This is a genomic window from Micrococcus sp. KRD077, assembly GCF_017168505.1.
Classification (GTDB): Bacteria; Actinomycetota; Actinomycetes; order Actinomycetales; family Micrococcaceae; genus Micrococcus; species Micrococcus luteus.
Window position 1 is genome coordinate 32,897 of sequence record NZ_JABFAZ010000037.1, and the last position, 19,113, is coordinate 52,009.

The following is a 19,113-nucleotide window of genomic DNA, read 5'->3' on the forward strand; positions in this document are numbered from 1 at the left end:
GTCGGAGAGCATCTGGAACCGGGACATGTCCCCAGGGTCTCAGCTGACTCGTGCATCTATTCTCAGACACGCCCTAGTCGTCCGGGAGCCAATGCCTTCGATGCCTGTCCGATTCTGGGCCGATGACGACGGCAGCCGCCTGCATGACGCCTACTTCGCCGATATCCCGGGAATGTGGCGGCAGGGCGATTGGGCGACCAAGATCCCGGGCGGCGGATTCGTCATCCACGGACGGTCGGACTCGACGATCAACCGCGGTGGCATCCGGATGGGGTCCTCTGATATTACGCAGATCGTCGACTCTGTGCCGGGTGTTGCCGCCTCCATGGTCATCGGCGCTGAGTTGGGCCAAGGCGGGTACTACATGCCACTCTTCGTGGTTCCGGGAGAGGGGGCACCTGGGGATGAAGAGCTCAGAGCCGAGATTATTCGCAAGATTCGAACAGATTTGTCTCCACGGTACGTCCCGGACGAGGTGATCCTGGCCCCCGACGTCCCTCGTACTCGCACGGGCAAACTCATGGAAGTGCCGATCAAACGCGTCGTACAGGGTGGTTCCCCAGAATCCGTTAACCGGGCGGCGGCCGAGTCGGTGGACGTGCTCGACTGGTATCTGGGGTGGGCCTCGAACGTAGCGCGAGAACAGGGCATCCACACGTCCCCCTACCGCCGCTGAACTCCGGGGACGCCGACGTCGTCGCGCACCCCCAGCCAGAATTATCGAGTTCTGGCAACGCGGGTTGAGTTATCGCGGGTGTTCAGCCGCGCCACCCTCGATAACTCAACCCGCGTTGCGGACCGGGCCGAGCGGCCTCACCGCAGCGGCGTGTGCTCCGGGTCCACGCGCTCGCCCTCGCGCACGGGCCCGGGCGCGGTGCCGCCACCCCACGGGTCCCCGCCGAACGCCTCACGCCCGTGCTCGCTCAGCCAGCTCGCCAGCTCCGGGCCCGCGGACACGATGCCCGTCGGGTTGATGTCCTCGTGCACCACGTAGTAGTGCTCCTTGATCTGCGCGAAGTCGATCGTGTCGCCGAAGCCCGGGGTCTGGAACAGGTCGCGCGCGTAGCCCCACAGCGCCGGCATCTCGGTCAACCTGTTCCGGTTGCACTTGAAGTGCCCGTGGTACACGGGGTCGAACCGCACCAGCGTGGTGAACAGCCGCACGTCGGCCTCGGTGATCCGCTCCCCCATCAGGAAGCGGCGCGTCGTCAGGCGCTCCTCGAGCCAGTCCATCGCGGTCCACAGCCGCTCGTACGCAGCGTCGTACGCCTCCTGCGAGCCCGCGAAGCCACACCGGTACACGCCGTTGTTCACCTCGGTGAACACGCGCTCGATCACCTCGAACATCTCGTCCCGCTCCGGCCCGGCGTCGGGGATCAGCTGCGGGGCGCCGTCGCGGTGGAACGCGGTCCACTCCGTCGAGAGGTCGAGGGTGATCTGCGGGTAGTCGTTGGTCACGACGCCGCCCGTCGGCACGTCCACGATCGCCGGCACCGTGATGCCCCGCGGGTAGTCGGGGAACCGCGTGAAGTAGTTCTCCTGGAGCCGCTCGGTGCCGAGCACGGGGTCCTTCCCGCCCTCGTCGAGGTCGAAGGTCCAGGAGCGCTCGTCGTGGGTCGGCCCCGGGGTGCCCAGCGAGATCGCGTCCTCCAGGCCGAGCAGGCGCCGCACGATGATCGTCCGGTTCGCCCACGGGCACGCCCGCGCCGCCACGAGCCGGTAGCGGCCCGCCTCGACGGGCCACGCCTCGGCCCCCTCGGTGAGCCCGCCGCCCACGCGGCCGACCGTGGACGGCTCGGCCACGGGCAGGGCCCGCACGGCCTCCGGGTCCGCCACGATCCGGTCCGCGATGTAGTTCGTGTCCCGCGTGAACTCCGCCCCGGACTGCACGTAGTTGCCCGTGAGTCCCTCGCGCGTGTCGATGGTGCCGCGGTCCGCGGCCTGGCCGGTCTGCTGGTTCTCCATACACTCGAGCCTATGACGACGACCACCGCCACACCCGGCCCCACGCCCGCCCCGCTGGTGCGCTGCGTGACCGCCCAGAACCCCTCCCCGATGACCCTCGCGGGCACCAACACGTACGTGGTCGCCGCACCGGACTCGGATGCGGCCGTCGTGGTGGACCCGGGCCCGGAGGACGACGTCGCCGCCCACCTCGAGCGCGTCCGTGCGGCGGCCGAGGGGCGCCGGATCGCGCTCATCCTGGTGACGCACCGGCACGCCGACCACACCGGCGGGGTGGACGCGTTCCACGCGGCCACGGGCGCCCCCGTGCGCGCCGCGGACCCGGACTGGTGCCGCGGCGGGGCCGCCGTCCTGACGCCGGACGAACGGATCGACGTCGCCGGCACCCCGGTGCTGGCGTGGCACACCCCGGGCCACACCTCGGACTCCTACTCGTTCGCCGTCCCGGACGCGGGCGCGCACGGCGCGGTCATCACGGGCGACACCATCCTCGGCTCGGGCACCACCATGCTCGACCACCCGGACGGCACCCTCACCGACTACCTGGCCAGCCTGCGCCGCCTCGAGGCGGCGGGCCCGCTCACGGTGCTGCCTGCGCACGGGCCCGTGCCGGAGCCGCTGGACGTCGTCGCCCGCGACTACCGGCACCACCGCGAGGGCCGCCTGGAGCAGATCCGCGCCGCCCTGGCCGCGCTGCCCGAGACCGAGGCGGCGACGATCACACCCGAGGACCTGGCCCCGCGCATCTACCCCGGCCTCACCGGCACCGTGGCCCGCGTGGCCGTCCAGACGGTGGCCGCGCACCTGCGCCACCTGCGCGAGGGCTGAGCCCCTCCGCCGCGGGCCCGGTCCGCACTACGCTGACCTCAGACCCGTCCCCTCGACCCCGCGGAGGCACCCCATGACCATCCTCGTCGGCTACGCCCCCTCGAAGGCCGCGGACGCCGCTCTGGACACTGCCCTGGACATCGCCCGCTCCACCGGCGAGCACGTGGTGGTGGTCAATGCGGGCCCCGGCGGCGAGCACCGCACCAAGTCCCTCGTCACGGAGGAGCAGCAGCGCGGCGTGCAGGCCCGGTTGGACGCCTCCGGCGTGACGGCCGAGTTCCGTCAGTACGCGCGTGGCCGGTCCACGGTGGAGGAGATGAAGGACGTGGCCGCGGAGCTGGACCCGTCCATCGTGGTCATCGGCGTGCGCCGCCGCGGCGGCTTCGGCCGGTTCGTCATGGGTTCGGTCTCGGACGAGCTGCTGCAGGAGATCGATCAGCCCGTGCTGTGCGTGAAGGAGTACCGGCAGTACGGGGACCATACGCCCGAGGCCGTGAGCCACGTCGCCGAGACGGACCCGGGCACCCACGGCCTGCCCGCGTCCGAGCCGATGGCCGAGCGGCGTCGGCTCACGCCCGTCGATCCCGGGGACCCGACGCTCGAGCGCTGAGCGCTCCCGCCGGGCCTCAGTCCTCGTCGTCCTGACGGCGGCGCGTGACGGCGTCGTCGAGGGGGCCGGCCGCCTGGGAGCCGGTGCCGCTGCGCCGCCCGGCCTCGTCCGCCGCCGCGGCCTCCGCCGCCTGCTTGGCCTGCTGCGCGCGCCGCTCGGCGAACGCCTCCTCGCCCGGGCCGGCGAGTTCGCGGTTGCGCTGCACCGCCGTCATCGAGCCGGTGTACAGGCCGGAGTGGTCGCCCACGCGGGTCAGCGGTGTGGTGAGGGTGTCCGGGCGCGGATCGGCGCCGTCGACGCGCGGCAGCGGCGCGGTGCGCGGGCGCGGCTCGCGGGCCGCCACCCCGGAGCCGTCCGGGCCCGGCTCGCCCGTCCGGTCGCCACCGCGGGCCGCCGCGTCGGAGCCCTCGGAGGCGGGCGCCGCGTCGTCGTGGGCGGGGTGCCGGTCCACCATGCGCTGCACCACGATGCCCTCGGGGTGCTCGTGGCGCAGGAAGGCCACGAGGTCCTCGCGCACGAGGCAGCGCAGGTCCCAGAGGTCGCCGGAGTTGCGGGCGGAGACCACGGCGCGGATGCGCACGACGCCGCCGGTCGCGTCGGTCACCTGCAGCGCGTGCTCGCGTCCGTCCCACAGGTCCGTGGACTCGAGCAGCTGGGTGAGTCGTGCGCGCAGCGCGTCCATGGGCACGCGCCAGTCCACGTCCAGCTCCACGACGCCGGAGACCTCGGCGCCCACCCGCGTCCAGTTCTCGAACGGCTGGGTGGTGAAGTGCGAGGACGGGTAGACCATGCGGCGGCCGTCCCAGAGCTTGAGCACCACGTTGGACAGGGTGATCTCCTCGACGGTGCCGAACACGCCCTCCATGTCCACCACGTCGCCCACCCGGATCGCGTCCGTGAAGGCGAGCTGGAATCCGGCGAACACGTTGGTCAGCGTGGACTGCACGGCCAGGCCGGCGATCACCGAGATCACGCCGGCGGAGGCGAGCAGGCCGGCCCCGAGCGAGCGCACCTCGGGCACCCCCAGCAGGACCACGGCGACGGCCACCACCACGATCACCGCGTTGAGGATGCGCCGGATCAGGATGGTCTGCGTGCGGATGCGTCGCTCGCGGCGGTGCTCGACGCGGGTCTCCTGGTAGCGGCCGAGGATCCCCGCCTCGATCACGCCGACCAGGCGCCACGCGGCCCACGCGCCCGCCGCGGCCACGGCGATGAGCATCAGGAACGACGCCGGCCGGTACCAGGTCTGCTCCTCGGCCATGACCCCGAGCCAGATCCGGGAGGCCAGCAGGCCGGCGGCGACGGCGGCCGGCAGGCTCAGCCGCGCGGCGCCGTGCTGGAACGCGGGGCGGCGCACGAGCACGACGCGTGCCACCTGCAGGGCCAGGTACACGACCGCCGCGCCGATCGCGAACGCCATCAGCACGGTCAGCAGCGTCCCCCATTCCACGCCGAAGGCCCGGGTGGTGGCGGCCGCCCCGTCCTGGATGTCCCCCTCCACCCCGGACGGCACGGTCTCGCCCGCCAGGAGGCGGTCCAGGGCCCGCCGCCCCCCCCTGGAGGAATCCGTGCTCTCCGTCACCGACCTGCGCCCGCTCGACACCGCCACCGCGGACCTGTCCCGCATCATCCCGCGGGCGAACGTGGACGTGTCCTCCGTGGTGCCGGTGGTCGCCCCGATCATCGAGCAGGTCCGCCACGGCGGCGAGCAGACCCTGTTGGACCTGGCCGAGCGGTTCGACGGTGTCCGTCCGCCGGCCCTGCGCGTGCCCGCGGAGGCGCTCGAGGCCGCCCTGGCCGGGCTCGACCCGCGGGTGCGCGCCGCCCTGGAGGAGTCGATCCGCCGGGCCCGGCTCGTGCACGACGCCCAGCACCCCCAGGACTCCACGGTCGAGCTCGGCGAGGGCGCCGTCGTCGAGAACCACTGGACCCCCGTGGGCCGCGTGGGCCTGTACGTGCCCGGCGGCCGCGCCGTGTACCCCTCCTCGGTGGTGATGAACGTGGTGCCCGCGCAGGCGGCCGGCGTGGGGAGCCTCGCGGTGACCTCGCCCCCGCAGCGGGACCACGGCGGCCTGCCCCACCCCACCGTGCTCGCCGCGTGCGCGCTGCTGGGCGTGGACGAGGTCTACGCGGCCGGCGGCGCCCAGGCCGTCGCCATGCTGGCGCACGGCATCCAGGACGACGACGGCGGGTGGCTCTGCGCGCCCGTCGACCTGGTGACGGGGCCCGGCAACGTGTACGTGGCCGCCGCGAAGCGCGCCCTGCAGGGCGTGATCGGCGTGGACGCCGAGGCCGGGCCGAGCGAGATCGCCGTGATCGCGGACGGCACCGCCCGCGCCGACTGGGTGGCCGCGGACCTGATCAGCCAGTCCGAGCACGACCCGCTGGCCGCCTCCGTGCTCATCACGGACTCCGAGGACCTGCTCCGGGACGTGCTGGCGGCGATCGAGGCGCAGGTGCCCGGGGCGTTCCACGAGGACCAGATCCGCGAGGCCCTCACCGGCCCCCAGTCCGGCGTGCTGCTGGTGCGGGACATGGACCAGGCCGTGGAGGTCTCCGACCGCTACGCCACCGAGCACCTCGAGATCCAGACGCGCGACCCCGAGGACCTCGTGGGGCGCATCCGCAACGCCGGCGCCGTGTTCGTGGGCCCGCACGCCCCCGTGCCGCTGGGCGACTACTCGGCCGGGTCCAACCATGTGCTCCCCACCTCGGGGACGGCCCGGCACTCCTCCGGTCTGAACACGGTGACGTTCCTGCGCCTGCAGCAGCGCATCCGCTACACGGAGACCGGGCTCAAGGAGGTCGCGGACGGGATCGGCGTGCTGGCCGAGGACGAGCGCCTGCCCGCGCACGGCGCCGCGATCCGCGCCCGCTTCGCGTGAGGGGGCGGGCGTGAGCGGCGTCCGCATCGACGCGTGGCTGTGGGCCGTGCGGCTGTACAAGACCCGGTCCGCGGCCACGGCGGCCGTGCGCGCAGGCCACGTGCGCATCGACGGCGAGCCCGTGAAGGCGGCGACGCCCGTCGTCGTCGGGAACCGGGTGCGGGTGCGCCAGGACGGAGGTGAGCGGATCCTCGAGGTCACGGGGCTGATCGCCAAGCGGGTGGGCGCCCCCGTGGCCCGGCAGCAGTACGTGGACCACTCCCCGCCGCCCATGCCGCGTGAGCTGCTCGCGGTGCCGTACCGCGAGCGGGGCGCGGGCCGGCCCACCAAACGGGACCGCCGGCAGCTGGACGCGCTGCGCGGCCGCGACCGACGCTGAGCGTCTCCGTCCTCCCCGCGCCGTCATCCGCCGTCGTGATGGCGGCCTCATGCGGAGGGTGCGGTCAGCACCATCCGGAACGACTTGTCGTTGTCCACCGTGACGGTGAACGTCATCGGCCCCGCCTCATCCACGGGGGGAGTCGCCGCCGACCAGCCGCCGCACAGCGCCTCCGATCCGGCCATCCAGGTCTTCGTTCCCCCGCCACCCCGTGAGGTCAGGATCTCCGTCTCACCGGTGGCATCCGAAGGACACAGCACGATGACCCGAAGGACCGCACCCTGTTGAGCGTCCACGGTGATCTGCTGTGTGCCCGTCCCGACCGCCTCCTCCAGGACGGACTCCTTCTCCGGGTCGAGATAGCCCGCATCCGGATGCCGGCGCGTGTACTCGACCAACGTCATCCCGTCCTCCTCGAACAGCGCGGCGGGGAGTGCTTCTTCACCGGCGGGTGACGACGCGGACGAACCGGTGGCGGAGGCCGACCGGGTTGCCGAGGGGGCCGCTGACGTCACGGTGACGGAGGACGCCGCAGCGGTGGATGCCTTCGCGGTGGAGGAGACGCTGCCCGGGGAAGCGGAGCATCCCGAGATGGCGGTACCGAGGAGAGCCGCGACGACCACGGCGGCCGACAATGCCGCACGGTTCTTCTCGATGTCCATCCGCATGATCTGATCCCTCTCAGAGAACCGTCTGCGGGGGCCGGAGGCCGCGGTCTCGAGCTCCCCCCTCTCGAGTGGCTTGATCCTGGCCGGCGATGCGCGGTGTGTCAAGCATCACATCGGGCAGCTCGGATGACGCCGCGCGACCGCCGCGCTTTGACCACCCCACGGACCCCTCCGTAGGCTGACCCCAGAATCACGAGTTCCCGTCATTCACGGCCCTGGCCGGCGGGACGGCAACCCTCTCACGCAGTAGTGGGGTGCTCCAGGTGATGATTCGGCCCCTCGGACACCCCGACGGGCAAGTACCGCGCCTCCGCGGATCCGGGCGATCCGCGTTCCCGCCTTCTGCGGAGCCGCGCCAGTCATCGGAAGAGGACGCGCGCCATGACCCTGACCCACGAACCCCACACCGCCACGTGGGACACCGACCTGTCCCTCGGCAACCTCCGCTCCGGCCTCTCGGCCTTCCCCACCGGGGTCGTCGCGCTGGCAGGCCTCGCCGACGGCGTCCCCGAGGTGATGGTCTCCTCCTCCTTCGGCGTGGGCATCTCCTGGGAGCCGGCCCTCGTGTCCTTCTCCGCGCAGAACAGCTCCCGCACCTGGCCGCGCCTGCGCCGGGCCGGGGCGATCGGCGTCTCCCTGCTCGCGGCGGACCAGACGCCGCTGTGCCGCCAGCTGGCCTCCCGCGAGGGCGACCGCTTCGCCGGTCTCGACGTGCACCGCAGCCCGCACGACGCCCTGCTGATCGGGGGCTCCTCGCTCTGGCTCGAGACGCGGGTGCACGCCGAGGTCCCGGCGGGCGACCACACGGTGGTGCTGCTGGAGGTGACGGCCTTCGCGGATCACACGGACGCCGCTCCCCCGGCCGCCCTGCACCGCAATCTCTTCCACGGCCTGCGCGCGCTCTGAGCGAACTCCAGGTGAACAATCGGGCCCCTGGTTCCCGGTCGGCGAGATCCGTGCAATGATGGAGCCTGAAGTTGATCAAGCTGTATCCCGCCATCTTCACTGCTCGTCAGCCCGGCATCGCCGGCGTCGATGAGTGTTGGGCAAGCGGTTCAGTCTCGCCGCTTCACCCGCGTCCCACATCCGGGCCGCGGTCCAACACCGCCACCGCACCGCGGGGGCACATCGAAAGGACACCATCATGGCTGTCGGTACTGTCAAGTGGTTCAACGCTGAGAAGGGCTACGGCTTCATCGCCCCCGAGGACAACTCCGCGGACGTGTTCGTGCACTTCTCCGCCATCCAGGGCGGGGGCTTCAAGGAGCTCCAGGAGAACGACCGCGTCGAGTTCGAGACCCAGGACGGCCCCAAGGGCCTCCAGGCCGCCAACGTGACGAAGCTCTGATCTTCGCCTGACGCACGGCTTCCGACGCCCCCGGTCCGCACGGACCGGGGGCGTCGTCGTGTGTCAGGCGTCCACGCCCCGCCGCGCACTGCGCCGCACTCCGCCGTACGCCCGTTCGACCGCGGCGCTGCGACATCACCGCAGGGCTGCACTGCGGTGATGTCGCTGAGGCGCGGTCCTCCGGGGTGGGCCTCGTCCTGGCCCTGCGCGTCAGGCCACGCCCCGCCGGCCCACGTGGCGACGCAGCAGCAGCACCACGCCCAGGGCCAGCAGATACCCGGCCGCGACGACCGCGAAGCCGGCCCGGTAGTCGCCCGTGACGTCGCGCAGCAGGCCCATCAGCAGCGGGCCCAGGGCGAAGCCGGCGTACATGCCCATCGAGTTCGCCCCGGTCGCACGGCCCAGCCGCTCGGCCGGCACCTCGCTCAACAGGCCCGCGTTGATCACCACGTTGGCGCCCAGCACCGTCAGGCCGTGCACCGCGGCGCCCACCCACAGCAGGGCCGGCAGGTCCAGCAGGTCCGCGGCGAGGAACACCGCGACGCCGGCCACCGCACCCAGGCAGATCACGGCCAGCAGGGTGGTGGGCCGGTCTCCGGAGCTCATCCGCCGGCTCCACCCGATCCGGGAGAGCACCCCCACCACCCCGGACACGGCCGCCGCGGCGCCGCCGGCCACGAGCGTCATTCCCAGCGTCTCGACCGCGAAAAGCGGCAGGTACGTGTTCGTGGCCTGCATGCCCAGGCCGGTGAGGAACGCGATCGCCGCGAAGAACCAGACCGTGGCCGGCAGGGGCGAGGTGTCCCGCCGTCGTCGCCCGCCGACGGGGCCGGTGGCCGGCGGCGGCGCCCCGGGCAGCGGCGGGGCGACGACCAGGGCGAGCACCCAGAGCGCCCCGATGAGCACCGCGGCCCCCAGCGCGGCGCCCGTCCAGCCGAGGGCGAGGGACGCGGCCGGGAAGAACAGGCCGCCGACCAGCTGGGCCGCCTGCACGCCGGACTGCTTCACCCCGACCCACCCGATGCGCCTCTCCGGCGGCACCACGGTGCGGATGATCCGGTTCGTGGTGGGGTTGGAGATGGCCTGCGTGACGCCCGCGACGGCGGCCGCCGCGTACAGCACGGGCAGGGACGGGGCGACGGCGCCGAGCACGAGCGCCGCGGCGGTGCCGCCGAAGATGATGCTCAGCTGCGCGCGGGCGGACAGGCGGTCGGCGACCCGGCCGAGGCCGAGGGAGGTGACGGCGGCCGCCGCGAACACGACCGTCATCACGGTGCCGAGCTGGCCCGAGGTGACGTCGAGCCGCTCCATCACGACCGTGGAGGAGGCGGAGACGCCGTAGTTGAACAGGGGGCCGGCGCCCATGGCCGCCAGCAGCACCCACAGCAGGGCCGCGGAGGGGCGGCGAGCGGCGGGGGCGGGCGGGGTCACGGCCCCAGGCTACGACCCCTCACGCGACGAGGCGGGAAATCTATTTCATGGGCGCCCGGGGGCGTCGTGTGAGGTGGATTTCCCGCCTCGAAAGCGGGGGTGACTGCGGGGACAGGTCAGCCGACGCGGCCCTCGCCGCGGTGCTCACCCTCCACGCGGCCGGTGGTCCCGCGCTGGGTGACCTCCTCGCCGTCCTGGCGCTCGGGCCGCTCGCCGGCCTCCGCCGGCAGGCCCTCGTTCTCGTCGGTGGGCGTCTCGCCGGCGGTGGCGGCGGGTGCCGGATCCTGCGGGGCCCGACGACGGCCGCCGGGCGTGCACAGCGACTCGCCCTCACCCAGCGAGCTGACGCGCGGCATCGGCGACGTCGTCAGCGGCACGGACTCGGTCTGCCGGGCGTCGACCAGCGTGGAGCCCGTCCCGGAGATGGGGGAGCCCTGCACGGGGGCGCCGCCCGCCTCGCGGCCCGGGATCAGCAGCTCGGAGCGCCACTCGGGGTCGCGCTCGGTGAGGTAGTCCACGCGGGCGTGCTCGCCGAAGTGGTCCGCGTCCGCCTCCTCCCAGTCCATGGCCCAGCCGGCAGGCGGGTCGTTGAGCAGCTCGTCCGTGCGCAGCCAGTGGTAGATGGACGCGTACGAGCGGGTGCTCAGGTGGTCCACGCGTCGGCGCAGCATGCGGGTGTTCAGCTGGGACGGATGCGTCAGACCCATGGACGCCATGATCTGCACGGCCTCGCGCACGGTCAGGCGGTGGTAGTTGAAGACGCGGTTGCCCTTGTCCTCCACGTCGAGGGCGCGCATCAGACGCGGGTCCTGCGTGGCCACCCCCACGGGGCACTCGTTCGTGTGGCACTTCTGCGCCTGGATGCACCCGGTGGCCATCATCATCGCGCGGGCGGACATGGTGAAGTCCGCGCCCTGGATCAGACGCCTGACGATGTCCGAACCGGTGGCGACCTTGCCGGCCGCGCCGAGCTTGATCATGTGGCGCAGGCCGGTGCCCACGAGCGCGTTGTGCACGAGCATGAGGCCCTCGGTCAGCGGGGTGCCCACGCGGTCCGAGTACTCGAGCGGGGCGGCGCCGGTGCCGCCCTCGGAGCCGTCCACGATGATGAAGTCGGGGGCGATCCGCTCCTCCCAGATGGCCTTGGTCATGGCCAGCACGTCCACGCGGGAGCCCACGCAGAACTTGATGCCGATCGGCTTGCCGTCCGAGAGCTCACGGAGCTGCTCGATGAACTTGACCATCTCGCGCGGGGTGCGGAACGCGGAGTGGGACGCCGGGGACAGGCAGTCCTTGTCCATCGGGATCTCGCGGGCCTCGGCGATCTCGGGGGAGATCTTCTCCTTGGGCAGCATGCCGCCCAGGCCAGGCTTCGCGCCCTGGGAGATCTTGATGGTGATGCCCTTGACCTCGGGCAGCACCGCCTTCTCGGCGAACTTCTCCGGGCTGAAGGTGCCGTCCTCGTTGCGGCAGCCGAAGTAGCCGGAGCCGATCTCCCAGAACAGGTCCGCGCCGTTGCCGCGGTGGTACTTGGTGAGGCCGCCCTCGCCGGTCTCGTGGATGAACCCCCCCAGGCCGGCGCCCTTGTTCATGGCGACCACGGCGTTGGCGGAGAGGGAGCCGAAGGACATGGACGAGATGTTCATCAGCGAGATGTCCACGGGCTGGCGGCAGTCCGGGCCGCCGATCCGCACCGTGGGGGGCTCCTCCGGCGGGTTGACCGGGGCGGTGGAGTGCAACAGGAACTCGTAGCCGATCTCCGAGGTGTCCCGCTCGGTGCCGAACGCCTTGTGGCTGTCCAGTCCCTTCGCACGGGCGTAGACGATCGAGCGGGTGTCCCGGTCGAACGGCTTGCCGTCGAAGTTGCGCTCGATGAAGTACTGCTGGATCTCGGGGCGGATCGACTCCAGCAGGTACCGCATGTGGCCGAGCACGGGGTAGTTGCGGAGGATCGCGTGCCGCTTCTGGGTCATGTCCCACACGGCGAGCACGAGCAGCGCCACCAGGAGCACCGCCAGCACCCACCACGCGCCGCCGCCGATGGCGGCCACCAGCACGACGACGAGCGCGGCCAGCGAGAGGGTCGCGACGATCAGGAGTCTGTTGTTCACCCGACCATCGTGCCCTATATCACTCGAACGTTCATCCTCGCCGCACTGTGTCGAGGTCCCACGTGTGGGGCAGGGGCGTCCGGGCCGACGGCAGGGCCACGCTGCGCCGCCACTCGTGCAGCCACTCCGGCAGCGTCGGCTCCCCCGCGAGGTCGTGGCCGGCCGCCGCCGCGATCGCCCGGACCTCGTCGTTCTCCACGGGGCGGCCGTCCTTCTTGCGCAGGCGCGTGCAGATGTACGCGCGCACCGCGACGTCGCCGTCGACCACCACGCGCTGCTCGAACCACACCGCGCGCTCATCCAGGCCGATCATCCGCGTCTCCACGTCGAACCGCTGCCCCAGGGTCACCGAGCGGCGGAACGCAATCTGCTCGGCCTGCACCACGGGCGTCCAGCCGCGACGGCGGATCTCGTCCCACAGGCCGGTGCGGACCATCGCGTCGAAGCGGCCGAGGTCGAACAGCCCGAAGTACTGGCCGTTGTTGACGTGCAGGGCCAGGTCCACGTCCGTGGGCAGGGCGCGCATCGGCAGCGTCGTCGGCTCCCAGAGTCCGGCGCGCGGGCGGCGGCGGGCGCGGGCGACGACCCAGATCGTGCGGGGGATCAGATGCATCGGAGGTTCCTCCTCGGGGTCACAGGACCCCCTCGGTCAGATGGTCCGGCGTGCCGAACCGGTGGGCGGTCACGGACACGGCCTGTTCGTGCAGGAACGGCAGCAGCTCCACCTCGCCGGCGCTCACCACGGGGCCAGCGTAGACCGCCACGTCGGGGGTGTCGCCGAGCGCCGCGTGCAGCGCGCTCCGCGCCGCCTCGGCCGCCTCCCGGTCGCCGGTCCAGTCGGCGACGAGCCGGATCCGCGCGTCGCCGCCGCCCTCCGTCGCGGGCGGGATGAGGGCCAGCCGCCGGGCGCGGTCGTGGAACGCGGCGTCATCCTCGACGACGACGTCCACCGGCGCGGCCGTGCCGGCACCCTCCGTGCGGGCGGACCGGACCAGCTCCTCCACCCGGCCGCGCACGGCCTCGGCCGAGAGCCCGTCCGCGTCGGGCCCCTCCGCGGTGGGGGTCGGGCGCAGGCTCACGGTCATGGGCGCCCCGGCGCGCAGGCCGGCGGAGACGATGCGCAGCAGGTGGTCGGCGGGCCCCGAGTGCCGGCGCACGAGGACCGGGGTGGGGACGTGACGCAGCACGTTCCGCTCGGCCTCGAGCGCGGAGACGTCCGTGGCCACCCCGAACACGGTGGTCCACGCGTGGGTGTCGAGGGCGCGGGCGGTCTCGAGCCAGGATGCGCCCGCACCGTCGGCCTCGGACCCGGGCCGCCCCTCTCCCCCGGCCCACGTGGGCGCGTCCTCCCAGTCCACGAGGCCGTGCAGGTAGTGCGGCCCGCCGGCCTTCGTGGTGGGGCCGACGACGGAACGCTTCCAGCCGCCGAAGGGCTGGCGGCGCACGATGGCCCCGGTGATGCCGCGGTTCACGTAGAGGTTGCCGGCGCGCACGCCGCGCAGCCACACGTCGATCTCCTCCCGGTCCAGCGAGTGCAGCCCGGAGGTGAGGCCGTAGTCCACGGCGTTCACGATCCCGATGGCCTCCTCGAGCGTCTCGGCCGTCATCACGGCCAGCACGGGGCCGAAGTACTCGGTGAGGTGGGCGTCGGCGCCGGGACGCACGCCGGAGCGGATGCCCGGGCTCCACAGGCGACCCGTCTCGTCCAGCTGCCGCGGACGCAGGGCCCACCGCTCCCCCGGGCCGAGCTCGGTGAGCCCGCGGCGCAGCTTCTCGCCGGGGGCCTCGATCACGGGGCCCATCTCGGCGCGCGGGTCCGCGGGGTGCGCCACGTGCAGGGACGAGGCGGCGTCCAGCAGCTGCCGGTGGAAGCGCTCGGAGGTGGCCACGGAGCCGACGAGCACCACGAGGGAGGACGCCGAGCACTTCTGGCCGGCGTGACCGAACGCGGACTGGACCACGTCCTTCGTGGCCAGGTCCAGATCCGCGGACGGGGTCACGATCACGGCGTTCTTGCCGGAGGTCTCGGCGAGCAGGTGCAGGTCGGGGCGCATCCCCTTGAACAGCCGTGCGGTGTCCCAGCTGCCGGTGAGGATGAGCCGCTCGACGGCCGGGTCGGTCACGAGCGCCGCGCCGACCTCCGCCTCGTCCTCGTCCGCCAGCGTCACCAGGCGCACGAGGTCCGCGGGGTCGTGCCCGGCCAGCGGGCCGCCGTCGTCGAACAGCCCCGAGTCCCGCAGCCCGGCCACGATCAGCTCCCACGCGACCGCGCCCGTCCGCTCGGACTGCGGGGCCGGCTTGAACACCACGGGCGAGCCGGCGCCGAGCGCGGCGAGGACGCCCCCGACCGGGATGGCCACGGGGAAGTTCCACGGCGGGATCACCAGGGTCAGGCGGACGGGCACGGCGCGAGCGCCCTCCACCGCGTCCAGACCGCGGGCCAGGCGCGCGTAGTAGTGCGCGAAGTCCACGGCCTCGGAGACCTCGGGGTCGCCCTGGTCCAGGGTCTTGCCGGTCTCGGCGGCGGCCACCTCCAGCAGGCGGGCCCGGCCGGCGTGCAGGGCCCGTCCGACGGCGTCCAGCGCGTCGGCGCGCTCGTGGCCGGTGAGCGCGCCCCAGCGGGCGCCGGGGTGGGCGGTGGCGGCGATGGCGGCGCGGGCGTCGTCGGCCGTGGTGGCGCGGTGGGCGCGGACGGTGTCCGTCCCGAGGTCCGAGCCCGGGACGGCCGCGAGGATCCGGCGGGCCCACTCCCGGTTGCCGGGCAGCGCGGGGTCCGTGTCCGGGGTGTTGGCGAAGCCGTCCACGGGGGCGGGGGTCGGCCCGTCCTCCCCGCGGGACCGGTCCTGGAGGCGGTTCGGACGGGGCACGGCCGCGTCCAGGTGGCGCAGCGAGGCGCGGAAGCGCTCCTCCTCGCGGGCGAACAGGTCCGCGTCCGCGTCCAGGTCGAACACGGCGGACATGAAGTTCTCCGGGGAGGCGCCCTCCTCGAGGCGGCGCACGAGGTAGGAGATCGCCACGTCGAACTCCTCGGGCCGCACCACGGGCGTGTAGAGCAGCAGGGCGCCGACGTCGGCCCGGACGGCGGCGGCCTGGCCGGTGGCCATGCCGAGCAGCATCTCGAACTCCACCGCGGCCGGGTCGAGCCCGCGGCGCTCGATCAGCCGGTGGGCCAGGGCGACGTCGAAGAGGTTGTGCCCGGCCACGCCGATGCGCACGTGGGCCAGATGCTCCGGGGTGAGCGCGTAGTTGAGCACGCGCTTGTAGTTGGTGTCCGCCTCCTGCTTCGAGCCCACCGTGGCCAGCGGCCAGCCCGTCAGGGAGGCCTGCATCCGCTCCATGGGCAGGTTGGCGCCCTTGACCACGCGCACCTTGACCGGGGCGCCGCCGGCGGCGACGCGGCGCGCGGCCCACTCCTGCAGGCGCACCATGGCCGCGAGCGCGTCCGGCAGGTAGGCCTGCAGCACGATGCCGGCCTCGTAGTCGCGCAGGCCCGGCTGCTCGAGCAGGGCGGTGAACACGTTGAGCGTGAGGTCGAGGTCGCGGTACTCCTCCATATCCAGGTTGATGAAGGTGTCCCGATCCCGGGCGAGCTCGAACAGCGGGGTGAGCCGCTCGGTGATGTCCGCGACGGCCTCGTCGAACGCGTAGGGCGCGTGCGGGGCGGTGGCGGCGGAGACCTTCACGGACACGTAGTCGACGTCGTCGCGGCGGATCAGCGCGGCGATGCCCTCGAGCCGGCGATCCGCCTCGCCCTGGCCGAGGATCGCCTCGCCCAGCAGGTTGATGTTCAGCCGGGTGCCCTCGTCGCGCAGGGCCGCGATGGCCTTGCCGAGCTGTCGGTCCCGCGCGTCGACGATCAGGTGGGAGACCATGTGCCGCAGCACGCCGCGGGCCGTGGGGACGGCGATGCGCGGCACGAGCGGGGCGGCGCGGCCGCCGACGCCGAGGACGGCGCGCAGGGCCGGGGGCAGGAAGCCGGGGGCGCGGCCGGCGAGCTCCCGCAGCGCCCGGGCGGCGATCGCGGGGTCCTCGGGGCGGACCACGTGGTCCACGAAGCGCACGATGAAGTCGAGGCCGCCCGGCTCCTTCAGGGCGCCCGCCAGCTGGCGGGCCGCGAAGTCGGCCTCGTGGTCCCGGGACTCGGCGAGCCAGCGCCGCACCTGCGCGACGGCATCGTCGGCGAGGGCGTGCAGGTCGGCGGGGTCGGGGATCCCGCCGGTCGCGCCGAGGACCCGGTCGAGATCGTCATGGTCCTGGGCGGAGAACATCGCGGTCATGGCCGCACTCTGCACGTGTTCCGGGTCACAGGTCAAACCGCCGCGGCTTCCTGTCAGACGCCTATGCTCGATGGACATCCCCTCGCCGCGCGCCCGCGCGTCGCCGCCGTCTTCCCAGGAGCCCGTCCGCCATGGCCGCCGCCGACCCCGCCCCCACCGACGCGCGGGAGCGCCGGGACGTCGTCGTGCCCGTGCCCGGACCCGAGGACCCGCCCGAGCGGGCCTGGCTCGTCCTGCCCCACCGCCACCCGGTGCCGACGCTGCTGGAGGAGACGCGGGACGCCGTCGTGGGCCTGGCCGAGACGCTCGCCGCCGTGCTGCCGGTCACCGTGCTCGCCCACCCGCGCGACGCCGGGGCGGCGCGGCTGGTGCCCCCGGAGGTGGACCTGCTGCGCGCGCCCGTGGGCTCACCGCTGCTGGGCCGCACCGGGCCGAGCTTCATCCGCCGCCCCGAGGGCCTGGCCGCCGTCGCCTGGCGCAGCGCCGCGGGACTGACCGGGACCGGGCCGCTCGACGGCGCGGCCGCGACGGCCGTGGCGGAGGCGGCGGGACTGCCGCTGCTCACCCCCCTGCTGTGCGCCCCGCGCGGGGCCTGGGTGAGCGACGGCGAGGGGACGGCCGTGGTGGCCGCGGACCCCGTGCTGGACGGGCGGATCAACGGCGCGTGGACCCCCGGCCAGGTGGCCGCCGAGTTCGCCGCCCTGCTGGGGATCACCCGGGTGCTGTGGGTGCCGCCGGCACCGCGGCCGGACACCGGGCCGTGGGGCGGGCCCGGCCACCTGGCCTCGTGGGTGCGGCTGGGGGGCGACGGCGAGGCCGCCGTGCACTGGCGCGGCGACCGGTTCCACCCCGAGCACCCCTACGCGGCGGCGGCGCTGCGCTTCCTGCAGGGCGCCGACGACGCCGCCGGCCGGCCCCTGCGCGTGCGCACGGTGACCGGGGCGGCGCAGCCCGCCGCGTACGACCCGGCCGAGCGGGGCCCCCGCTCCCTCCTGGACACGCTGCCGCTGGGCGCTGCGGTGCTGCGGCCGGCGTTCGAGGACGCCGCGGGCGAGGAGGCCGCGGCCGCCGCGTGCGCGGCACTGCACCCGGGGCTGCCCCAGCTGTCGTTCCCCGCCCCGCCGCTGCTGCGGCTGGCCGGCGCGCTCAACGACCTGGTGCTGCTCCAGCCCCGCCCGTGACCTCGTCCGTCGCGGGACCGTCGTCGTCCCCGCCGTCCGCCGAGGCGCAGTCCTCATCTCCCCCGTGCGCGTCGGATCGCCAGGCCGCCGGGCGCAGCCGTTCCAGGAGCGAGGACTGACGGCGCTCCATCCCCTTCAGGTCCGAGGCGATGAGCGCGTTGATCCAGCGGGCGTTCGGGTCGGCGTCGATCAGCACGGCCTTGGCCAGCAGCGTGCAGGGCAGCGCGAGGATCGCGCCGAGCGGGCCGAGGACCCAGGCCCAGAAGAGCAGGGAGAGGAAGCTGACGGTGGGGATCACGCCGATCGCGTCGCCGGCCACCTTGGGCTGGATCACGGACTGCAGCACGAAGTTCAGCACCGAGTAGCTGACCACCACCCACAGGAAGTCGGACCAGCCGCCCGCCGCCAGGCCCAGGACGGCCGGCGGCAGCAGGCCGATGATGAAGCCGATGTTCGGGATGTAGTTGGTGAGGAAGCTGAGCACGCCCCACACGAGCGCGAGCGGCACGCCGATCAGCATGAGGGCGATCACGTCCAGCACCGCCACGATCAGGCCGAACACCGTGGTGACCACCCAGTAGCGGCGCACGCCCTGGGCGAACTCGACCAGGGCGTGGCCGAACTCGTGGCGGGCGGTGCTGAGCAGGCGGACGCGGCGTTCGACATCCATCGAGTCCATCGCCAGGAAGAACATGCCCATGATCACGGTGACGAGCAGGCCGAAGACCGCGTAGACGTTCGTGGCGATCTTCGTGATGGCGCTGACGGCCGTCCCGGTCACGGTGCTCATGTCGATCGAGGCCAGCTGCTGGGACACCATGTCCGGGGTCACGCCGCGCTCGTTGAGCCAGTGCGAGACGTCCAGGACGATCTGCTGGAAGCGGTCCGCGTACTTCGGCAGCTCCGCCACCAGCTCGAGGCCGGACCACACCATCATGCCCCCGAACACGGCCATCACCGCGACGACCAGCAGGACGGTGGTGGCGGCCCCGAGCACGGGGTGCAGGCCCCGGCGGATGAGCCAGGCCTGCAGGGGGTAGGCCACGATCACGAGGTTCAGCCCCAGGAAGACGGGCGCCGCGATGGAGGCGATCCCCTGGAAGAACTGCACCACCAGCACCAGGCCCGCGAGCGTCAGGACGATCACCAGCATGCGCGGCCACATGCGGTGGGGGCGGCGGATGTCCCAGTCGGAGGCGGGGCTGGACGAGGCGGGCGGCGGGGTCACCCCCGCGGGCTGTGCGGCGCTCACGCGGGCAGTCTATGCGCGGGCCGGACGGGGTAGGGTCGGGACCAGTCCACATCGACAGGGGAGCGCCCGCGCGGCGCTGAGAGTGCGGTCCGCCGCAGACCCTCGAACCTGCTCCGGTCCGCACCGGCGAAGGAAGTCGAGTCTCCCGGTCGACGTCGTCCCGGGATTCCGGTGG

Annotated in this window: 17 protein-coding genes and 2 riboswitches; of the genes, 9 read left to right on the plus strand and 8 right to left on the minus strand. The window is 73.5% G+C overall.

All coding sequences use genetic code 11. From position 1 onward, the window contains the following. The first annotated feature begins 100 nt into the window (after window positions 1–100). Window positions 101–676, plus strand: coding sequence for an AMP-binding enzyme (locus J1M39_RS09420; RefSeq protein WP_241254049.1), 576 nt, complete (start codon window positions 101–103; stop codon window positions 674–676). Window positions 677–813: 137 nt separating this feature from the next. On the opposite strand, the gene J1M39_RS09425 is transcribed toward J1M39_RS09420, so the two are convergent. Beyond that, complete coding sequence (locus J1M39_RS09425; RefSeq protein ID WP_206496714.1) at window positions 814–1,965, minus strand: glutathione S-transferase family protein; 1,152 nt, start codon at window positions 1,963–1,965, stop codon at window positions 814–816. Window positions 1,966–1,977: 12 nt separating this feature from the next. Between J1M39_RS09425 and J1M39_RS09430 the strand changes: the two genes are divergently transcribed. Next, window positions 1,978–2,793 (plus strand): MBL fold metallo-hydrolase, encoded by an 816-nt coding sequence (locus J1M39_RS09430; protein ID WP_101967503.1) that lies wholly within the window; start codon window positions 1,978–1,980, stop codon window positions 2,791–2,793. A gap of 73 nt (window positions 2,794–2,866) precedes the next feature. Continuing rightward, a complete protein-coding gene (locus J1M39_RS09435) occupies window positions 2,867–3,403 on the plus strand; it encodes a universal stress protein (RefSeq protein WP_020628186.1) in 537 nt (178 codons plus the stop codon). A 16-nt stretch (window positions 3,404–3,419) separates the two neighbouring features. Here the strand turns inward: J1M39_RS09435 and J1M39_RS09440 are convergent, their stop codons facing one another. Continuing rightward, window positions 3,420–4,919, minus strand: coding sequence for a mechanosensitive ion channel family protein (locus J1M39_RS09440; protein ID WP_342356402.1), 1,500 nt, complete (start codon window positions 4,917–4,919; stop codon window positions 3,420–3,422). Between the two features lie 55 nt (window positions 4,920–4,974). On the opposite strand from J1M39_RS09440, the gene hisD reads away from it, so the two are divergent. Together hisD and J1M39_RS09450 are read left to right on the plus strand one after the other, a co-directional pair. After that, on the plus strand, window positions 4,975–6,291 hold the full coding sequence (gene hisD, locus J1M39_RS09445; RefSeq protein WP_144818532.1) for a histidinol dehydrogenase: 1,317 nt from the start codon (window positions 4,975–4,977) through the stop codon (window positions 6,289–6,291). A 10-nt stretch (window positions 6,292–6,301) separates the two neighbouring features. Further along, window positions 6,302–6,670: an RNA-binding S4 domain-containing protein gene (locus tag J1M39_RS09450; RefSeq protein WP_095354083.1), complete on the plus strand. Its 369-nt coding sequence runs from the start codon at window positions 6,302–6,304 to the stop codon at window positions 6,668–6,670. Between the two features lie 47 nt (window positions 6,671–6,717). On the opposite strand, the gene J1M39_RS09455 is transcribed toward J1M39_RS09450, so the two are convergent. Beyond that, window positions 6,718–7,074, minus strand: coding sequence for a hypothetical protein (locus J1M39_RS09455; protein WP_236601302.1), 357 nt, complete (start codon window positions 7,072–7,074; stop codon window positions 6,718–6,720). Between J1M39_RS09455 and J1M39_RS09460 the strand changes: the two genes are divergently transcribed. The 3 genes from J1M39_RS09460 to J1M39_RS09470 all read left to right on the plus strand — a co-directional run bounded on the left by J1M39_RS09460 (window position 7,055) and on the right by J1M39_RS09470 (window position 8,686). Then, a complete protein-coding gene (locus tag J1M39_RS09460) occupies window positions 7,055–7,345 on the plus strand; it encodes a hypothetical protein (RefSeq protein ID WP_236601304.1) in 291 nt (96 codons plus the stop codon). The two genes, J1M39_RS09455 and J1M39_RS09460, sit on opposite strands and share 20 nt — an antisense overlap. 181 nt (window positions 7,346–7,526) lie before the next feature. Beyond that, window positions 7,527–7,646, plus strand: a riboswitch (SAM riboswitch). Between the two features lie 73 nt (window positions 7,647–7,719). Then, the gene (locus tag J1M39_RS09465; protein ID WP_020628180.1) at window positions 7,720–8,244 is read left to right on the plus strand and encodes a flavin reductase family protein; all 525 of its coding nucleotides are present in this window, start codon (window positions 7,720–7,722) and stop codon (window positions 8,242–8,244) included. Window positions 8,245–8,482: 238 nt separating this feature from the next. Then, window positions 8,483–8,686 carry a cold-shock protein gene (locus J1M39_RS09470; protein WP_020628179.1) on the plus strand — a complete coding sequence of 68 codons (204 nt, stop codon included), beginning with the start codon at window positions 8,483–8,485 and terminating at the stop codon, window positions 8,684–8,686. Window positions 8,687–8,896: 210 nt separating this feature from the next. On the opposite strand, the gene J1M39_RS09475 is transcribed toward J1M39_RS09470, so the two are convergent. The 4 genes from J1M39_RS09475 to J1M39_RS09490 all read right to left on the minus strand — a co-directional run bounded on the left by J1M39_RS09475 (window position 8,897) and on the right by J1M39_RS09490 (window position 16,505). After that, entirely contained in the window at window positions 8,897–10,117 is a 1,221-nt protein-coding gene (locus J1M39_RS09475) for an MFS transporter (RefSeq protein ID WP_206496715.1), read from the minus strand. Window positions 10,118–10,233: 116 nt separating this feature from the next. Beyond that, complete coding sequence (locus J1M39_RS09480) at window positions 10,234–12,228, minus strand: FMN-binding glutamate synthase family protein (RefSeq protein ID WP_169577814.1); 1,995 nt, start codon at window positions 12,226–12,228, stop codon at window positions 10,234–10,236. Between the two features lie 31 nt (window positions 12,229–12,259). Beyond that, window positions 12,260–12,841 carry an acyl-CoA thioesterase gene (locus tag J1M39_RS09485; RefSeq protein WP_060973503.1) on the minus strand — a complete coding sequence of 194 codons (582 nt, stop codon included), beginning with the start codon at window positions 12,839–12,841 and terminating at the stop codon, window positions 12,260–12,262. Window positions 12,842–12,860: 19 nt separating this feature from the next. Then, on the minus strand, window positions 12,861–16,505 hold the full coding sequence (locus J1M39_RS09490) for a bifunctional proline dehydrogenase/L-glutamate gamma-semialdehyde dehydrogenase (protein WP_206496716.1): 3,645 nt from the start codon (window positions 16,503–16,505) through the stop codon (window positions 12,861–12,863). Between the two features lie 131 nt (window positions 16,506–16,636). Between J1M39_RS09490 and J1M39_RS09495 the strand changes: the two genes are divergently transcribed. Continuing rightward, entirely contained in the window at window positions 16,637–17,686 is a 1,050-nt protein-coding gene (locus J1M39_RS09495) for an agmatine deiminase family protein (RefSeq protein ID WP_206496717.1), read from the plus strand. Here J1M39_RS09495 and J1M39_RS09500 read toward each other — a convergent pair. Next, window positions 17,652–18,938 carry an AI-2E family transporter gene (locus J1M39_RS09500; protein WP_101967499.1) on the minus strand — a complete coding sequence of 429 codons (1,287 nt, stop codon included), beginning with the start codon at window positions 18,936–18,938 and terminating at the stop codon, window positions 17,652–17,654. The genes J1M39_RS09495 and J1M39_RS09500 overlap by 35 nt on opposite strands. A gap of 46 nt (window positions 18,939–18,984) precedes the next feature. After that, a riboswitch (TPP riboswitch) is annotated at window positions 18,985–19,090 on the plus strand. The last annotated feature ends 23 nt before the right edge of the window (window positions 19,091–19,113 follow it).